The sequence below is a fragment of the Limnohabitans sp. MORI2 genome (assembly GCF_027925025.1).
Taxonomy (GTDB): domain Bacteria; phylum Pseudomonadota; class Gammaproteobacteria; order Burkholderiales; family Burkholderiaceae_C; genus Limnohabitans.
Window position 1 is genome coordinate 1,823,250 of sequence record NZ_AP027058.1, and the last position, 15,129, is coordinate 1,838,378.

Annotated in this window: 18 protein-coding genes and 1 tRNA gene; 7 read left to right on the forward strand and 12 right to left on the reverse strand. The window is 55.9% G+C overall.

The features are described from left to right. Positions 1-10: 10 nt before the first annotated feature. The 9 genes from QMG27_RS08670 to tsaD form a co-directional block, all read right to left on the reverse strand. On the reverse strand, positions 11-487 hold the full coding sequence (locus QMG27_RS08670) for an NADH-quinone oxidoreductase subunit B (RefSeq protein WP_100132916.1): 477 nt from the start codon (positions 485-487) through the stop codon (positions 11-13). A 9-nt stretch (positions 488-496) separates the two neighbouring features. After that, on the reverse strand, positions 497-856 hold the full coding sequence (locus tag QMG27_RS08675; RefSeq protein WP_108282178.1) for an NADH-quinone oxidoreductase subunit A: 360 nt from the start codon (positions 854-856) through the stop codon (positions 497-499). A gap of 88 nt (positions 857-944) precedes the next feature. Then, positions 945-1,029: transfer RNA gene (locus QMG27_RS08680), tRNA-Leu, on the reverse strand. Positions 1,030-1,138: 109 nt separating this feature from the next. Next, positions 1,139-1,477 (reverse strand): preprotein translocase subunit SecG, encoded by a 339-nt coding sequence (secG, locus tag QMG27_RS08685; protein ID WP_281810660.1) that lies wholly within the window; start codon positions 1,475-1,477, stop codon positions 1,139-1,141. 25 nt (positions 1,478-1,502) lie between these two features. After that, positions 1,503-2,261 carry a triose-phosphate isomerase gene (gene tpiA / locus QMG27_RS08690; RefSeq protein ID WP_281810661.1) on the reverse strand — a complete coding sequence of 253 codons (759 nt, stop codon included), beginning with the start codon at positions 2,259-2,261 and terminating at the stop codon, positions 1,503-1,505. Further along, positions 2,261-3,262, reverse strand: coding sequence for an NAD(P)H-quinone oxidoreductase (locus QMG27_RS08695; RefSeq protein ID WP_281814586.1), 1,002 nt, complete (start codon positions 3,260-3,262; stop codon positions 2,261-2,263). The genes tpiA and QMG27_RS08695 overlap by 1 nt, the downstream gene beginning before the upstream one ends. Positions 3,263-3,289: 27 nt before the next feature. After that, entirely contained in the window at positions 3,290-5,422 is a 2,133-nt protein-coding gene (gene pnp, locus QMG27_RS08700) for a polyribonucleotide nucleotidyltransferase (RefSeq protein WP_281810662.1), read from the reverse strand. Between the two features lie 196 nt (positions 5,423-5,618). Next, positions 5,619-5,882 (reverse strand): 30S ribosomal protein S15, encoded by a 264-nt coding sequence (gene rpsO, locus QMG27_RS08705; protein ID WP_281810663.1) that lies wholly within the window; start codon positions 5,880-5,882, stop codon positions 5,619-5,621. Between the two features lie 126 nt (positions 5,883-6,008). After that, entirely contained in the window at positions 6,009-7,049 is a 1,041-nt protein-coding gene (gene tsaD / locus QMG27_RS08710) for a tRNA (adenosine(37)-N6)-threonylcarbamoyltransferase complex transferase subunit TsaD (RefSeq protein WP_281810664.1), read from the reverse strand. A 72-nt stretch (positions 7,050-7,121) separates the two neighbouring features. Here tsaD and ybiB point away from each other — a divergent pair, with 72 nt between their 5' ends. The 5 genes from ybiB to QMG27_RS08735 all read left to right on the forward strand — a co-directional run bounded on the left by ybiB (position 7,122) and on the right by QMG27_RS08735 (position 10,960). Next, positions 7,122-8,024, forward strand: coding sequence for a DNA-binding protein YbiB (ybiB, locus tag QMG27_RS08715; RefSeq protein WP_281810665.1), 903 nt, complete (start codon positions 7,122-7,124; stop codon positions 8,022-8,024). A gap of 2 nt (positions 8,025-8,026) precedes the next feature. Next, positions 8,027-8,809 carry a uroporphyrinogen-III C-methyltransferase gene (gene cobA / locus QMG27_RS08720; protein ID WP_281810666.1) on the forward strand — a complete coding sequence of 261 codons (783 nt, stop codon included), beginning with the start codon at positions 8,027-8,029 and terminating at the stop codon, positions 8,807-8,809. Between the two features lie 20 nt (positions 8,810-8,829). After that, positions 8,830-10,083 carry an NAD(P)/FAD-dependent oxidoreductase gene (locus tag QMG27_RS08725; RefSeq protein WP_281810667.1) on the forward strand — a complete coding sequence of 418 codons (1,254 nt, stop codon included), beginning with the start codon at positions 8,830-8,832 and terminating at the stop codon, positions 10,081-10,083. 135 nt (positions 10,084-10,218) lie between these two features. Beyond that, positions 10,219-10,431, forward strand: coding sequence for a 30S ribosomal protein S21 (gene rpsU, locus QMG27_RS08730; protein WP_006296472.1), 213 nt, complete (start codon positions 10,219-10,221; stop codon positions 10,429-10,431). 82 nt (positions 10,432-10,513) lie between these two features. After that, a complete protein-coding gene (locus QMG27_RS08735) occupies positions 10,514-10,960 on the forward strand; it encodes a GatB/YqeY domain-containing protein (RefSeq protein WP_281810668.1) in 447 nt (148 codons plus the stop codon). 191 nt (positions 10,961-11,151) lie between these two features. Here QMG27_RS08735 and pmbA read toward each other — a convergent pair whose 3' ends face one another. Further along, positions 11,152-12,540, reverse strand: coding sequence for a metalloprotease PmbA (gene pmbA / locus QMG27_RS08740; RefSeq protein ID WP_281814588.1), 1,389 nt, complete (start codon positions 12,538-12,540; stop codon positions 11,152-11,154). 78 nt (positions 12,541-12,618) lie between these two features. On the opposite strand from pmbA, the gene yjgA reads away from it, so the two are divergent. Then, positions 12,619-13,293, forward strand: a complete 675-nt coding sequence (gene yjgA / locus QMG27_RS08745) for a ribosome biogenesis factor YjgA (protein WP_281810669.1) — start codon at positions 12,619-12,621, stop codon at positions 13,291-13,293. Continuing rightward, positions 13,290-13,910, forward strand: coding sequence for a molybdopterin adenylyltransferase (gene mog, locus QMG27_RS08750; RefSeq protein WP_281810670.1), 621 nt, complete (start codon positions 13,290-13,292; stop codon positions 13,908-13,910). The genes yjgA and mog overlap by 4 nt, the downstream gene beginning before the upstream one ends. 43 nt (positions 13,911-13,953) lie before the next feature. Here mog and QMG27_RS08755 read toward each other — a convergent pair whose 3' ends face one another. Both QMG27_RS08755 and cysE read right to left on the reverse strand, forming a co-directional pair. After that, positions 13,954-14,343, reverse strand: coding sequence for a hypothetical protein (locus QMG27_RS08755; RefSeq protein ID WP_281810671.1), 390 nt, complete (start codon positions 14,341-14,343; stop codon positions 13,954-13,956). After that, positions 14,343-15,113, reverse strand: coding sequence for a serine O-acetyltransferase (gene cysE / locus QMG27_RS08760; RefSeq protein WP_281810672.1), 771 nt, complete (start codon positions 15,111-15,113; stop codon positions 14,343-14,345). Before cysE ends, QMG27_RS08755 begins: the two co-directional genes overlap by 1 nt. Positions 15,114-15,129: the final 16 nt, after the last annotated feature.

Sequence of the window (15,129 nt, forward strand, 5' to 3'; positions counted from 1 at the left end):
TTTTTCCTAATCAGCGAGCAATGGTGTTTTCGCGGCGGATCTTGCTCTGCAGTTGCAAGATGCCATACAACAAAGCCTCAGCCGTGGGCGGGCAGCCTGGCACGTACACATCCACAGGCACCACACGGTCACAACCGCGCACCACCGAGTAGCTGTAGTGGTAATAGCCACCACCGTTGGCACATGAACCCATGGACAACACCCAACGTGGTTCAGACATTTGGTCGTAAACCTTGCGCAAAGCGGGAGCCATCTTGTTGCACAACGTACCCGCCACGATCATCAAGTCGGACTGGCGTGGGCTTGGACGGAACAACATGCCAAAACGGTCGATGTCATAACGGGCCGCGCCCGCATGCATCATCTCAACCGCGCAGCAAGCCAAACCGAAAGTCATGGGCCACAAAGAGCCTGTTTTAGCCCAATTCACCACCGAGTCATACGACGTGGTGATGAAGCCTTCTTTGAAAACGCCTTCAAGTGACATAGTGAGTCCTTATTCCCAGTCGATGGCACCCTTGATCCACATGTAGGCAAAGCCTGCAACGAGGATGGCAAGGAAGATCATCATGTCGATGAAGCCAATGAAACCAATTTCCTTGAGCGCCACGGCCCAAGGGAACAAAAATGCGATTTCCAAATCGAACAAGATGAAGAGGATGGCGATCAAGTAGTAACGCACATCGAACTTCATGCGCGCGTCTTCAAACGCTTCAAAGCCGCATTCGTAAGGGGAGTTTTTTGCTTCGTCAGGACGACGAGGACCTAAGAAGAAGCCGATCGCTTGGGGAGCAACCCCCACGCCAAGGCCCACAAGGATGAATAAGAGGACGGGAAGGTATTGTTCTAAGCTCATCGCAATCTCGCGGTCTGACTATCTGGTTTTTAGTCTGCGAAGTCTGCCGTAACTGGTTGACACCAGAGTTACAGCAGACTTTTTTGGATGGTGCCGTCGGCGAGACTCGAACTCGCACAGCTTTCGCCACTACCACCTCAAGATAGCGTGTCTACCAATTTCACCACGACGGCTTTGGGTTGTTTGTTCTAAAGAAGCGAAGAGGTATAACGCTTCCTGAACAGCCTCAGAGTTTACCCCGAAAAAGGGCCCCGTTCGCTCTGAGGCGTGAAGGTTTTACGATTACTTTGTAGGAATTTGTGCTGCACCAGAAGCAGGCACTTCAGCCACTGGGGCAGGCGCCACCACAGCACCTTCGAGCACGCTGCCAGAGCTGGCAGGACGCAAATTACCAAAATATGCCAGCGCCAATGTGCAGACAAAGAACACAGCCGCCAACACACCCGTGGTGCGTGACAAAAAGTTCGCACCACCGCTCGCACCAAACAAGCTGCCAGAGCTGCCGCTGCCAAAAGCTGCACCCATGTCAGCACCCTTGCCGTGCTGAACCAAGATCAGACCAATCATGCCCAAAGCAGACAACAACTGGACCACTTGAACGATATTCAAAATCAAACTCATAAAAACTCCGAAAAAATAATTACTTTCAACGCGCCGCAGCCGCGATGATGGTTAAGAAATCTGCCGCTTTGAGGGCTGCGCCACCAATGAGGCCGCCATCAATGTCGGGCTGCGCCAGCAATTCAGCGGCATTCGCCGCATTCATACTGCCGCCATACAAGATGTGCACGCGATCTGAATGGGATGTGGCCGCCTTGAGTTGTGCACGCAACACCGCATGCACCGCTTGGGCTTGCTCAGGCGTGGCAGTTTTGCCAGTACCAATGGCCCACACGGGCTCGTAAGCCACCACGATTTCGCTGATGCAATGACCATTGGTGTGAATCACAGCCGCCAATTGGCGCTTGACCACCTCTTCGGTTTTGCCCGCTTCGCGCTCCGCCAAAGTTTCGCCCACACACACGATGGGCGTGATGCCTGCCGACAAAGCGCGTTGCGCTTTGTGCGCCACTTGCTCATCGGTTTCGCCGTGGTATTGACGACGTTCTGAATGACCCACGATGGCGTAACGCACCGCAAAGTCTTTCAACATCGCAGCCGAAACTTCACCGGTGTAGGCGCCCTGCTCGTGCGCCGACACATCTTGTGAACCTAGGTCTATGCCAGAGCCTTTGACCAGCTGCTGCACTTGCGACAAATACGCCGCAGGCACACACACCGCAACTTGCGCGTGCTTACCAGCCAAAGCTTGCACCAAGCCCTGCTGCACACCATGCACCAAAGCCTCGTTGACAGCCAAGCTGCCATTCATCTTCCAATTGCCTGCAATAAGTTTTTGCTTCATCACTTACTCCAAGTCAAAACAATCTTGCCAATGTGTTGATTGGACTCCATCAAACGGTGCGCATTCGCAGCACCGTCATCAGAAGCCGCATCAAATGTGGCATGAACCACAGGCTTGATACGCCCAGATTCAATCAATGGCCAAACGCGTTCGCGCAAATTACGCGCAATCGCAGCCTTGAATGTCACAGGACGCGGACGCAAGGTCGAGCCCGTGATGTGCAAACGACGACGCAGCACTTTGCCAGCGTCAAAGTTAGCTTTGGTGCCGCCTTGCAAAGCAATGACGACCAAACGGCCATCTTCTGCCAAGCAATCCACCTCACGGGCCACATAGTCGCCCGCCACCATATCAAGCACAACATCCACACCTTGGCCGCTCGTCAAGCGCATGGCCTCGGCCGCAAAGTCATGGGTTTTGTAGTTGATCGCATGGTCTGCGCCCAGCGCCACACAAGCCGCACATTTGTCGTCACTACCGGCCGTCACGATGACGGTCGCGCCCATGGCCTTGGCCATTTGGATTGCCGTCACACCGATGCCGCTAGAGCCACCTTGAACCAGCAAAGTTTCACCCGCTTGCAACTGCGCACGGTCAAACACATTGCTCCACACGGTAAAGAATGTCTCGGGCAACGACGCCGCCTCAACATCGCTCAACCCTGCAGGCACTGGCAAACACTGAGCCACAGGTGCCACGCAATACTCTGCATAACCACCGCCAGCCACCAAGGCACACACACGGTCGCCCACCTTCAAGCCAGCCTCAGCCAAAGCTGCTGCATCACCTGATTCGATGACACCCGCCACCTCAAGGCCTGGCACATCTGACGCACCAGCGGGCACGGGGTAGTGGCCCATTCGCTGCAACACGTCAGGGCGGTTCACGCCACTGGCGCTGACACGAATCAGCAACTCCCCCTCCCCCGCCTGCGGCACAGGCCGCTGGCCAACGCGCAGCACCTCAGGGGCGCCGTGCGTGGTGATTTCAACGATGTGCATCATGCGCGCAACCGCCTCAAACCCTGTTTAGGCTTGGGGCGCAGCGTCGTGTGCGTGGTCAGCTTGTGGACGCTCGATCAACGCCTTCATCGACAACTTCACGCGACCTTTTTCGTCGGTTTCGAGCACTTTCACGCGCACGATTTGACCTTCGCTGAGGTAGTCGGTGACCTTCTCAACGCGCTCGTGTGCGATTTGGCTGATGTGCAGCAAACCGTCTTTGCCTGGCAACAAGTTGACCAAAGCACCGAAGTCCAAAATCTTGGTGATGGGGCCTTCGTAAACCTTGCCGATTTCGACTTCAGCTGTGATCTCTTCGATGCGACGCTTGGCTTCTTCAGCCTTCGCACCGTCTGTGGCGGCGATGGTGATGGTGCCGTCTTCTTCGATGTTGATCTGTGTGCCAGTTTCTTCGGTCAACGCACGGATGGTGGCGCCACCTTTACCGATCACGTCACGGATCTTCTCTGGGTTGATCTTCATGGTGAAGAGCTTGGGCGCAAAGTTAGACACTTCGGTCTTGGCTTCACCCATAGCGGCTTGCATTTTTTCCAAGATGTGCATGCGTGCTTCTTTGGCTTGAGCCAATGCCACTTGCATGATCTCTTTGGTGATGCCCTGGATCTTGATATCCATCTGCAACGCAGTAATACCGTTTGTGGTACCGGCCACTTTGAAGTCCATATCGCCCAAGTGATCTTCGTCACCCAAGATGTCGGTCAACACGGCAAAGCGGTTGCCGTCTTTGATCAAGCCCATGGCGATACCGGCCACGTGTGCTTTCATGGGCACGCCAGCGTCCATCATGGACAAGCAGCCACCGCAGACCGAAGCCATCGATGAAGAACCGTTGGATTCTGTGATCTCAGACACCACGCGCATGGTGTAAGGGAACTCTTCTTTGGTTGGCAACACAGCCACCAAAGCACGCTTGGCCAAACGGCCGTGGCCGATTTCGCGGCGCTTGGTCGAACCCATGCGGCCCACTTCACCGGTGGCAAAGGGAGGCATGTTGTAGTGGAACATGAAGCGGTCTTCAAACTCACCCGCCAAAGCGTCAATACGCTGTGCATCGCGCTCGGTACCCAAAGTGGAGACCACCAAGGCTTGCGTTTCGCCGCGTGTGAACAAGGCAGAACCGTGAGTGCGTGGCAACACGCTGTTGCGGATTTCGATGGGGCGCACAGTACGTGTATCGCGACCGTCGATGCGTGGCTCACCGGCCAAGATTTGGCTGCGAACGATGTGGGCTTCGATGTCGAACAACATGTTTTCGACTTTGACCGCATCAAACTCAACGCCGTCGGCTTTGAGCGCTTCCATCACTGCCGCGTAGGCTTGACGGCAAGCCAGCGTACGGGCTTGCTTGTTGCGGTTTTGATAGGCAGCACGGAGCTTTTCTTCGCCGTGAGCTTGCACCTTGGCAATCAGTGGCTCGTCCTTGGCAGGCGCCGTCCAATCCCAAGCGGGCTTGCCAGCATCGCGCACCAATTCGTGGATGGCGTTGATCGCGATATTGCCTTGCTCGTGGCCGAACACCACAGCGCCCAACATGATGTCTTCTGACAACTGTTGCGCTTCAGATTCCACCATCAACACAGCAGCTTCGGTACCTGCAACAACGAGGTCCATCTGGCTGTCTTTGCGTTGTGTTTGACCTGGGTTCAAGACGTATTCGCCATTGATGTAACCCACGCGCGCGGCACCAATGGGGCCGTTGAAAGGAATGCCAGAGATGCTCAAAGCGGCAGACACAGCGATCAAGGCAGCGATGTCAGCATCGACTTCTGGGTTCAACGACACGGTGTGCACAACGACGTGCACGTCGTTGTAGAAACCTTCTGGGAACAAAGGACGGATAGGACGGTCGATCAGACGGCTGGTCAATGTCTCGTGTTCGCTGGGCTTGGCTTCGCGCTTGAAGAAGCTGCCAGGGATCTTGCCAGCAGCGTAGGTTTTCTCGATGTAGTCAACGGTCAAGGGGAAGAAGTCTTGGCCAGCTTTGGCGATCTTCGAACCCACCACAGTGGCGAGCACCACGGTGTCGTCCATGTTGACGAGCACAGCGCCGCCAGCTTGGCGAGCCACTTCGCCGGTTTCCATGGTGACCGTGTGTTGGCCCCATTGGAATGTTTTGGTCACTTTATTGAAAATAGACATGTGTTTTCCTGATGAAATTTGGCAAGCCACTGATGCAGTCAACGATGCCATTCCAGAAAAGTGGGGGCTTTTTTGGAATGACACAGCTTTCGAGTCTGCGCTGAGTTGTCTTGCCGGTGGTTAAAAAGTATGTTTAAAAGTGCAAAACGCCTGAGCTTGTTGAAAACTCAGGCGTTTGTCGTTAGAGCTTAAACAATTACTTGCGCAGGCCCAACTTGGCGATCAGCGCGGTGTAACGGTCAGCATCTTTGGACTTGAGGTAGTCGAGCAATTTGCGACGACGGCTCACCATGCGCAACAAACCGCGACGACCGTGGTGGTCTTTGGCGTGTTGTTTGAAGTGAGGTGTGAGTTCGTTGATACGAGCAGTCAACAAAGCCACTTGGACTTCGGGGCTACCTGTATCGCCGGCTGAACGTGCGTTGTCTTTAACGACTTCTGCAATTTTTGCTGTCAACATGGTTTTTTCCTTAAATATTTGACTTGCGTTGTACCGTGGAAGTTGGTGCAACGTGCTTTGCTTACCCCAAAAGGTAAAGCCCGCAGAGTATAGCAGGCACAGCCACCTTGGGCCAAGAGGCCTGAATCAGGCCAATTCAGCCAACGGCCAGCGGGGTTTGACGTCAAAGCTGTAGCGCGGCTGGGCTTGTGCCATGCCGCCCCCCCCGCTTTGCAAGCGCATGGCAGCCGCCATGGCAATCATGGCGCCGTTGTCGGTGCATAAATGGAGCTCGGGGTAATGCACGCGCACGCCACGCTTTTGGCATGCCGCATTGAGTTGCTCACGCAAATGTCGGTTGGCGCCTACACCACCTGCAACAACCAGCCGTTTCAAACCAGTTTCACGCAACGCAGTGAGTGATTTCTTCAAAAGCACCTCAACAATCGCAGCTTCGGTGGATGCGGCCAAGTCGGCCTTTCGCGCCTCAAAGTCATCGCCCAGTTTTTTGGCTTGAGTCATCACCGCAGTTTTGAGTCCCGCGAACGAAAAATCCAGATTCCCACTGTGCAGCAAGGGGCGCGGCAGCTTGAAAGCGTCAGGATCCCCCTGCTCAGCCAGCTTCGAGAGCGCTGGGCCACCGGGGTAACCCAAACCCATGAGCTTGGCCGACTTGTCAAACGCCTCACCCGCAGCGTCATCAATGGTTTCGCCCAGCAATTCGTAGCGCCCCACCCCGTCCACGCGCATGAGCTGCGTATGGCCACCAGACACCAACAGGGCGACAAACGGAAACTCGGGCGGGTCTTCGCTCAAAAATGGGGACAGCAAATGACCTTCAAGATGATGCACACCCAGCACAGGCTTGTTCAAGGCCGCCCCCAAAGCGCAAGCCACGCCCGCCCCCACCAGCAAAGCGCCAGCCAAGCCGGGGCCACGGGTATAGGCCACCACATCCACATCTTGCAAACCGTGTTTTGCCTCAGCGATTACCTCACGCGCCAGCGGAATGACGCGTCGAATATGGTCGCGACTGGCCAACTCAGGCACCACACCGCCATAAGCCACATGCATGGCCACTTGGCTATACAGCGCGTGTGACAGCAAGGTGGGCACGGCTTGGCCATCTGAACGGACCAGCGCCACACCCGTTTCGTCGCAAGAAGATTCAATACCGAGGATCAACATAAGCGCCAGAGTTTATGTGCACTTGATTGACCATATAGCCATAAGTTATCAAGCCTGCGAGACAATCGCCGCATGAGCATCAGCCACTACATCAAAGAAATCGGCCGCGGACGCGATGGCGCACGCGCGCTCGATCGTGCGCAAGCCGCTGATTTGATGGGCCAAATTTTGGATGGACAGGTCAGCGATATAGAGCTGGGTGCTTTTTGCCTGGCCATGCGCATCAAAGGCGAAACCGACCAAGAGATGGCCGGTTTTTTAGATGCCACGCATGCACGACTCCAGCTGATCAGCGCTGCATCTCCTGTCGTGGTGCTACCCAGCTACAACGGCGCACGCAAACTGCCGGTACTCACACCACTGCTGGCACATCTGCTGGCTCGTGAAGGTCTGGCCGTGGTGATGCACGGCACCCCCACCGAATCCACGCGAGTGACGAGCCAAGATGTACTCACCGCCATGGGCGTGACAAGTCTTAGCCAGCCTCGACCCGTCAACGCGGGCGAGGTGGTGTTTGTGCCCACGGAAGTACTGTGCCCTGGACTCAAGCGCTTGCTTGACGTACGACGCGTCGTCGGACTGCGCAACCCTGCGCACAGCTTGGTCAAACTGATGAACCCCACCACAGCAGCCGATGCTTTGCTGGTGAGCAGCTACACCCACCCCGAATACGCTATTTCGATGGCGGCGACGTTTGAGCTCACAGGCGCACGCGCTCTGCTGCTGCGCGGCACTGAAGGCGAAGTGGTGGCCGATGCACGCCGCACGCCGCAAATGGACGCCTTTTTGCGCGGCACACGCACACCTTTGGTGGAGCCCCAACCAGGCTCACTCACCAAACTGCCAGAGTTACCCACTGAAATAGATGCGGCCAGCACCGCTCGTTACACGCAAGCCGTACTCAATGACAAATTGCCAGTACCTGCACCGTTGACCGCACAAGCCCAAGCGGTGATGAAAGCCTTGAGCCTTTGACCATGACGCACACATTTCAACCCCATGTCACCCTCGTCGGCGCTGGCCCAGGCGACCCAGAGCTGTTGACACTCAAAGCCGTCAAAGCCATTGCCGCTGCCACCGTGTTGTTGGTAGACGATTTGGTGAGTGACGCCATCACGGCACACGCATCTCCCAATGCACGCATCATTCATGTAGGTAAGCGCGGGGGCTGTCAATCAACGCCACAAGCCTTTATTGAAAAGCTCATGGCGCAAGAAGCACTGGCTGGCGAAACCGTGGTGCGCCTCAAGGGCGGCGACCCCTTCATCTTTGGTCGCGGTGGCGAAGAGGTCGAACACCTGCAAGCCCAAGGCATTGCTGTCACCGTCATCAACGGCATCACCTCCGGCTTGGCCGGTGTCACGTCACTGGGCATTCCCCTTACCCACCGCGAACACGCGCACGGCGTGGTGTTCATCACAGGCCACGCCAAGCAAGACGCAGCAGACGGTGTGGACTGGGTTGCACTCGGTCGCACTGCGCAACAAGCCAAGCTCACCTTAGTCGTCTACATGGGCGTGAGCGGTGCCGCACATTTGCAAGAGACGCTGTTGCAAAGCATGCGAGCAGACACGCCTGTCGCCGTCATTCATCAAGTGAGCCTACCCACACAACGCCATGTGGTGTGCGAGCTGCAGCAACTGCATGCCACCATCGTTCGTGAATCGTTAGCCAGTCCATCGGTGATCGTCGTAGGCGATGTGTTCAAAGGGCTATTGGCCATGCAAAGCAAAGCGGCGCTGCAAGCGTCTGCTGGATGAGTGCACACTAAACTCGCCGCATGAAGACTTTTGATGTTGTGATTGTGGGCGCAGGTGCTGCCGGTTTGTTTTGTGCAGGCGTCGCGGCACAACAGGGCTTGCAAGTGCTCATCCTCGACCACAGCGAAAAAGTGGCAGAGAAAATTCGCATCTCTGGCGGTGGCCGCAGCAATTTCACCAACCGTGACATCGATGTGCGCGCGCCCCACAAACACTTTGTGGGCGACAACCCGCAGTTTTGCCGCAGCGCCTTGTCGCGCTACACGCCGCAAGACTTCATCGGCTTGATGCAGCAACACAGCATCCCGTTTGAAGAAAAACACAAAGGTCAGTTGTTTTGCCAGCGCTCTGCCGAAGACCTGATTCAAATGCTCTTGGCCGAATGCAACGGCTCAGCCAACGGCGGCAGCGTCACGCGCTGGCAGCCTTGCAGCCTCAAAGCCATTCGCTACTCAGACGCCGCACCCCAAACGCAACGCTACGACGTCGACACTTCACAAGGGGTCATCCAGACAAGCGCAGTGGTGATTGCAACCGGCGGGCTGTCCATTCCAAAAATTGGTGCGACCGACATTGGCTACCGAGTCGCCAAGCAATTCACCCTGCGTGTGGTTGAACCTCGCCCAGGACTGGTGCCCCTCACCTTTGACGACAAAGCTTGGGCACCATACGCACAGCTCTCCGGCCTCTCTCTCCCGGTGCGCATCGAAACTGGGGCCAAGAAAGCCCTGCAAAGTTTTGACGAAGATTTGCTCTTCACCCACCGCGGCTTGTCGGGACCGGGTGTGCTGCAAATCTCCAGCTACTGGCAAGCAGGCACTGACATACGCATCAACCTAGCGCCCGAAATCGATCTGCAAGAAGCGCTGATGACCGCCAAACAGCAGTCTAAAAAACGCATCGCCAACGAGCTCAACGCTTGGGGGGTGCCCTCGCGCTTGGCCGACACTTGGACAAGTCAAGATTCGGCATGGCAACGCCCCGTGATTGAAGCCAGCGACAAGGCACTGAACCAACTCGCCGAGCGTTTGAGCCGTTGGTCGCTCACCCCCACGGGCACTGAGGGCTACAAAAAAGCCGAAGTTACCGTGGGCGGCGTGGACACCCGTGATTTATCCCAGCAAACCATGGAATCCAAGCAGCCAGGCCTGTATTTCATCGGTGAAGTGGTCGACATCACCGGCTGGCTGGGCGGCTACAACTTCCAGTGGGCGTGGTCTAGCGCCCATGCCTGCGCAAAAGCCCTGGGCGAGCGTTTGAAATCGGCGGTTTAGTCGCTATAATCTTGGTCTTTGCTGGCAAATCCCCAACGGCCTGATCAACTTAATGTTGGGGAACACCGCAGTTAAGGCGCTTGGGCCCGATCTTCCCGAACACCCTCTGGCTGCACAATTTGGAAACTTTTGGTAATGACCACCATCCGTGTAAAAGAAAACGAACCGTTTGACGTCGCTCTGCGTCGCTTCAAGCGCACCATTGAAAAATTGGGTCTGTTGACCGACTTGCGCGCTCGCGAGTTCTACGAGAAGCCAACCGCTGAACGTAAACGCAAAAAAGCAGCAGCCGTGAAACGCAACTACAAGCGCATCCGCAGCATGCAGTTGCCCAAGAAGCTGTACTAAGCAGCCTCTGCCCCAAAAAAGCTCGCTAGGGACGCCTCAGCGGGCTTTTTTTTCGAATCATTTTTCCCTGTAGGAACACACCATGAGCCTCAAAGCACAAATCACCGAAGACATGAAAACCGCCATGCGCGCCAAAGACAGCGTGCGCTTGGGCACCATCCGCTTGCTGCAAGCCGCGATGAAGCAAAAAGAAGTCGACGAGCGCGTGGAGTTGGACGACGCCATGGTGATCGCCATCGTGGACAAGCTGATCAAGCAACGCAAAGACTCTGTGGCAGCTTACGTCAGCGCTGGTCGCCAAGATTTGGCCGATGTGGAAACTGCAGAGATGAAAGTGCTGGAGGTGTATTTGCCTCAGCGTTTGAGCGCCGAAGAAATCACAGCCGCCGTGAAGGCCATCGTGGCTGAAGTGGGCGCTGCGGGCCCTGGCGATATGGGTAAAGTCATGGGTGCTGTGAAGGCACAGTTGGCCGGTAAGGCGGATATGGGACTGGTGTCTGCTGCTGTTAAGACTGCGTTGGCAGGCTAAGTCTTCGCTGCTCTTGCTTAACTGTTGTGGCTTGGGGTGACGAACTCCCCTGCTCTTACTGTTGACGGGTCTAGGCCCCCGCAATCCGTAGCGACATTCTGAGCGCAGCGAAGAGGAGCCTAGGGCAGTCACGCCACACCGCATTCGCGCCTCAGCAAACTACAAAACCAAAACGCACCGAGCAAAGAAAATTAGCTACCCGCCACCTTCATGCGATTGATCAACACAGAACCAATCGTCTTGGCACCCATCGTGTAAGCATCCGAACCAATGGCCTCAATGCCTTGGAACATGTCCTTCATATTCCCCGCGATGGTGATCTCTTGCACGGGATAGGCAATGCGGCCGTTCTCCACCCAAAAGCCGCTGGCTCCGCGTGAATAGTCGCCCGTCACGTAGTTCACGCCTTGGCCCATCAGCTCAATCACCAACAAACCCGTGCCCAGTTTTTGCAGCATGGCATCCAAATCATCCGTGCTTTGGGTCAAGCGTGAAGACATCACCAAGTTGTGCGAACCACCTGAGTTGCCCGTGGTGGGCATGCCCAACTTGCGCGCGGTGTAGCTGCTGAGGAAATAACCTTCCACACGGCCAGCGTCCACCACGCGGCGTGCGCGAGTAGTCACACCTTCATCGTCGAACGGCGAGCTGCCTTTGCCACGCATGACAAAGGGATCTTCGTAAATATCGATGTGTTTAGGAAACACAGTCTTGCCCAACGAGTCGAGCAAGAACGTGCTCTTGCGGTACAACGCACCGCCACTCACCGCTTGTACAAAACCGCCCAACAGACCCGCCGCCACAGGTGCTTCAAACAACACGGGGCATTCGACGGTTGCAATCTTGCGTGACTTCAAACGGCTCAGGGCACGTTCTGCAGCGTAGCGCCCTACCGCTTCGGGTGAAGCCAACTCACTGGCATTGCGCATGGAGCTGTACCACGCGTCGCGCTGCATGCCGTCGCCCTTGCCTGCAATGGGTGCCACCGAAATCGTGTGGCGCGAACTGGCGTAGCCACCACGAAAACCGTGGGTGTGTGCGCTGAAAAAATGACTTTGTTGGGCCGACACTGCAGCGCCTTCGCTGTTGGTGATGCGTTTGTCGGTTTGCATGGCCGCCGCTTCGCAACGCAGAGCCAGCGTTGCTGCATCGGCACTGGTGATGTTCCATGGGTGGAACAAATCCAAATCAGGATGATGCTGGGCAATGTCTTTCTCGTCAGGCAAGCCAGCCACTGGGTCTTCCGCTGTAAAACGGGCAATGTCGTAAGCCGCTTGTACCGTGCGCTCAATCGCGGCTTGCGAGAAATCAGAGGTGTTGGCATTGCCTCGGCGGTGGCCCAAGTAAACCGTCACGCCCAGCGACTTATCACGGTTGCGCTCGACGTTTTCTAGCTCGCCTTTGCGCACCGACACGCTCAAACCACAACCTTCGGAAGCATCCGCACCGGCATCGGTGGCACCTAGTTTTTTGGCATGCTTCAAAGCTGCATCCACCAGCGATTCGAAGTGCTCGCGGCTGTAACTGAAACCTTGGGCAGGCGTGTGGGATGAGGCTTGGGGTTTGGCGGCTTTGGTCATATCGGCGGCTATGATACTTGTCACAGCGTTTGCCCTTTGCACTGAGGGACAAACCGACCTATTTCAAGCTCCTCATTTATGTCACGCAAACCCAAAAAAGGCTACTTTGTCAAAGGCATGTTCGTGGCCGAAGGCAGCGAACTCGACCTCGAACTCAAAGCCGAACTCAGAGGCACAGAGGGTAAAACCCGGACTGACCGCAAAAAAGACAGCGATGGCCGTCAAGAGTTAGGCGTTGAGCTGCTCACGCTGCGCAATGACCTCACCGAGCGCCTGCATGCCCAAGGCCATATGACCGACCTGCTGCGCGAAGCACTGGCCGAAGCCCGTCGCATCACCAACTTTGAAGGCAAGCGCCGTCAAATGCAGTACGTGGGCAAGCTTATGCGCAAACTCAGCGACGAATCGATTGAGGCGGTCAAAGACGCCTTGAACGAGCAACGCATGGGCAGCACCAAAGACACCTTGGCACTGCACTTGGCTGAAAGCTGGCGTGACCGCCTGATGGCCGAAGACACGGCCTTACAAGAATGGATGAACGAATACCCCAGCACCGACAGCCAACAGCTGCGTGCATTGGTACGCCAAGCCCGCAAAGACGATGTCACCACCAAGGCCGACATTGCCAAAGGCTTGCTGCCACGTCAAAGCCGTTCGTACCGTGAGATTTTTCAACTCATCAAAGAACAGCTCAACTTGGTAGAAGACGCATTGCACACGCCAGAAGAAGACGAAGAAAGCTACAAGCCATGACTGACACCACCTTGCCCACCCCCGATGCCCGTTGTGACACCATCAAGGTGGGCATCGTGTCCATCAGCGACCGCGCATCCAGCGGCACGTATGAAGACAAAGGCCTACCCGCCTTGCGTGATTGGTTAGGCCAAGCCTTGTACAACCCGATTGAATACGTTGAGCGCCTGATTCCTGACGAGCAAGCCACCATCAGCCAAGCACTCATTGAGCTGGTTGATGCAGGTTGTAATTTGGTGTTGACCACCGGCGGTACAGGCCCCGCCAAGCGCGACGTGACACCCGAAGCCACACTGGCTGTGGCTCACAAAGAAATGCCAGGCTTTGGCGAACAAATGCGCCAAGTGAGTTTGAAGTTTGTGCCCACCGCTATCTTGTCGCGCCAAGTTGCGGTGATTCGCAATGAGACACTGATCATCAATCTGCCAGGCCAACCCAAATCCATCCAAGAAACTCTGGGCGGACTGAAAGATGCCGAGGGCAAGCAAATTGTGGACGGCGTATTCGCGGCAGTGCCCTATTGCATCGACTTGATCGGCGGCCCTTACATGGAAACGCGTGATGAGTTTTGCAAAGGCTGGCGACCCAAAACCGCGCTGAAGTCAAAGCGTGTGTAACGTGATGCCCACACAAAAAAGCCCGCTGAATCAGCGGGCTTTTTTATTTATCAGCGCTCACACCAATCTTTTGCACGACCGGCTCATCACCTGACATGTCGAAGTACATCCCTGTGAAAAATATTTTCACCAAGGGCAGCTCTTTTCCTGAAGCACTTCGGCTAGGCATGTACTGCAATACTTCAAACACATAGTGGTTGAGGGTGTCCACAAACTTGTCGAAGTGAGGCATATCCACATTGAGCATCGGCTTCACAATGATCTTCCACTGCCCTGCCATGACTGCGTCTTCGCACACTGTCACACCACACACAATGTCGTTCGTGACCAACCCGTACTGCTCTAAATCGAAAACGATTTGCCCTTCAAACACACCATCCGCGTTCAGCGTTGCAATCAAACGCTTGGGGTACACATTCAAAAAACGCATCATCAATCCAGTAGTTGGTTAATTCGTGATGCCTCGAAGTGCTCATGGCGAGCGGCATCGGTCGGCACGCAATCGGGTTTGGCCTGGCCCGTTGACAGTTGTTCAATCGCTTTCCAGAGCAATGCAATTTGGTGCTCTTGCGAAGCCGCGTTGTCAATCAAGCCACGCATGGCTTGACTCACAGGGTCGTCGTTTTGAGTCACGCCGTAGGCTGAGAAACCCATCTTGGATGCAGCCTCTTCACGTTTGGCATCGGTCTCTGCTTGAATGATGCGTGCAGGGTTTCCCACCGCCGTCGCACCTGCAGGCACGGGCTTGGTCACCACAGCATTGCTGCCTACTTTGGCACCGTCGCCCACAGTGAAACCACCCAACACTTTGGCACCTGCACCAATCACCACATCTTTGCCCAAGGTGGGGTGGCGTTTTTCACCTTTGTACAGCGATGTCCCGCCCAAGGTCACGCCTTGGTAAATCGTGCAGCCGTCGCCAATCTCGGCCGTCTCGCCCACCACCACGCCCATGGCATGGTCGAAGAAAACGCGGTCGCCAATCTTGGCAGCGGGGTGAATTTCAATGCCGGTGAACCAGCGCGAGATGTGCGAAATAAAGCGGCCCAACCACTTCAGGCCAATGTTCCAGCAGCCGTGCGCCAAGCGGTGCAGCAACACCGCATGCAAACCGGGATAGCAGGTGAGCACTTCCCACCAGCTGCGTGCAGCGGGGTCGCGGTCCAAAATGCATTGAACGTCAGAGCGTAGGCGTGAAAACATAGTGGCGTGATTATCG

What these genes read in the sequence shown, in the direction of transcription:
- QMG27_RS08670 (WP_100132916.1), bottom strand. Translation starts at nt 487, where the DNA reads ATGTCACTTGAAGGCGTTTTCAAAGAAGGCTTCATCACCACGTCGTAT.
- QMG27_RS08675 (WP_108282178.1), bottom strand. Translation starts at nt 856, where the DNA reads ATGAGCTTAGAACAATACCTTCCCGTCCTCTTATTCATCCTTGTGGGC.
- secG (WP_281810660.1), bottom strand. Translation starts at nt 1,477, where the DNA reads ATGAGTTTGATTTTGAATATCGTTCAAGTGGTCCAGTTGTTGTCTGCT.
- tpiA (WP_281810661.1), bottom strand. Translation starts at nt 2,261, where the DNA reads ATGAAGCAAAAACTTATTGCAGGCAATTGGAAGATGAATGGCAGCTTG.
- QMG27_RS08695 (WP_281814586.1), bottom strand. Translation starts at nt 3,262, where the DNA reads ATGCACATCGTTGAAATCACCACGCACGGCGCCCCTGAGGTGCTGCGC.
- pnp (WP_281810662.1), bottom strand. Translation starts at nt 5,422, where the DNA reads ATGTCTATTTTCAATAAAGTGACCAAAACATTCCAATGGGGCCAACAC.
- rpsO (WP_281810663.1), bottom strand. Translation starts at nt 5,882, where the DNA reads ATGTTGACAGCAAAAATTGCAGAAGTCGTTAAAGACAACGCACGTTCA.
- tsaD (WP_281810664.1), bottom strand. Translation starts at nt 7,049, where the DNA reads ATGTTGATCCTCGGTATTGAATCTTCTTGCGACGAAACGGGTGTGGCG.
- ybiB (WP_281810665.1), top strand. Translation starts at nt 7,122, where the DNA reads ATGAGCATCAGCCACTACATCAAAGAAATCGGCCGCGGACGCGATGGC.
- cobA (WP_281810666.1), top strand. Translation starts at nt 8,027, where the DNA reads ATGACGCACACATTTCAACCCCATGTCACCCTCGTCGGCGCTGGCCCA.
- QMG27_RS08725 (WP_281810667.1), top strand. Translation starts at nt 8,830, where the DNA reads ATGAAGACTTTTGATGTTGTGATTGTGGGCGCAGGTGCTGCCGGTTTG.
- rpsU (WP_006296472.1), top strand. Translation starts at nt 10,219, where the DNA reads ATGACCACCATCCGTGTAAAAGAAAACGAACCGTTTGACGTCGCTCTG.
- QMG27_RS08735 (WP_281810668.1), top strand. Translation starts at nt 10,514, where the DNA reads ATGAGCCTCAAAGCACAAATCACCGAAGACATGAAAACCGCCATGCGC.
- pmbA (WP_281814588.1), bottom strand. Translation starts at nt 12,540, where the DNA reads ATGACCAAAGCCGCCAAACCCCAAGCCTCATCCCACACGCCTGCCCAA.
- yjgA (WP_281810669.1), top strand. Translation starts at nt 12,619, where the DNA reads ATGTCACGCAAACCCAAAAAAGGCTACTTTGTCAAAGGCATGTTCGTG.
- mog (WP_281810670.1), top strand. Translation starts at nt 13,290, where the DNA reads ATGACTGACACCACCTTGCCCACCCCCGATGCCCGTTGTGACACCATC.
- QMG27_RS08755 (WP_281810671.1), bottom strand. Translation starts at nt 14,343, where the DNA reads ATGATGCGTTTTTTGAATGTGTACCCCAAGCGTTTGATTGCAACGCTG.
- cysE (WP_281810672.1), bottom strand. Translation starts at nt 15,113, where the DNA reads ATGTTTTCACGCCTACGCTCTGACGTTCAATGCATTTTGGACCGCGAC.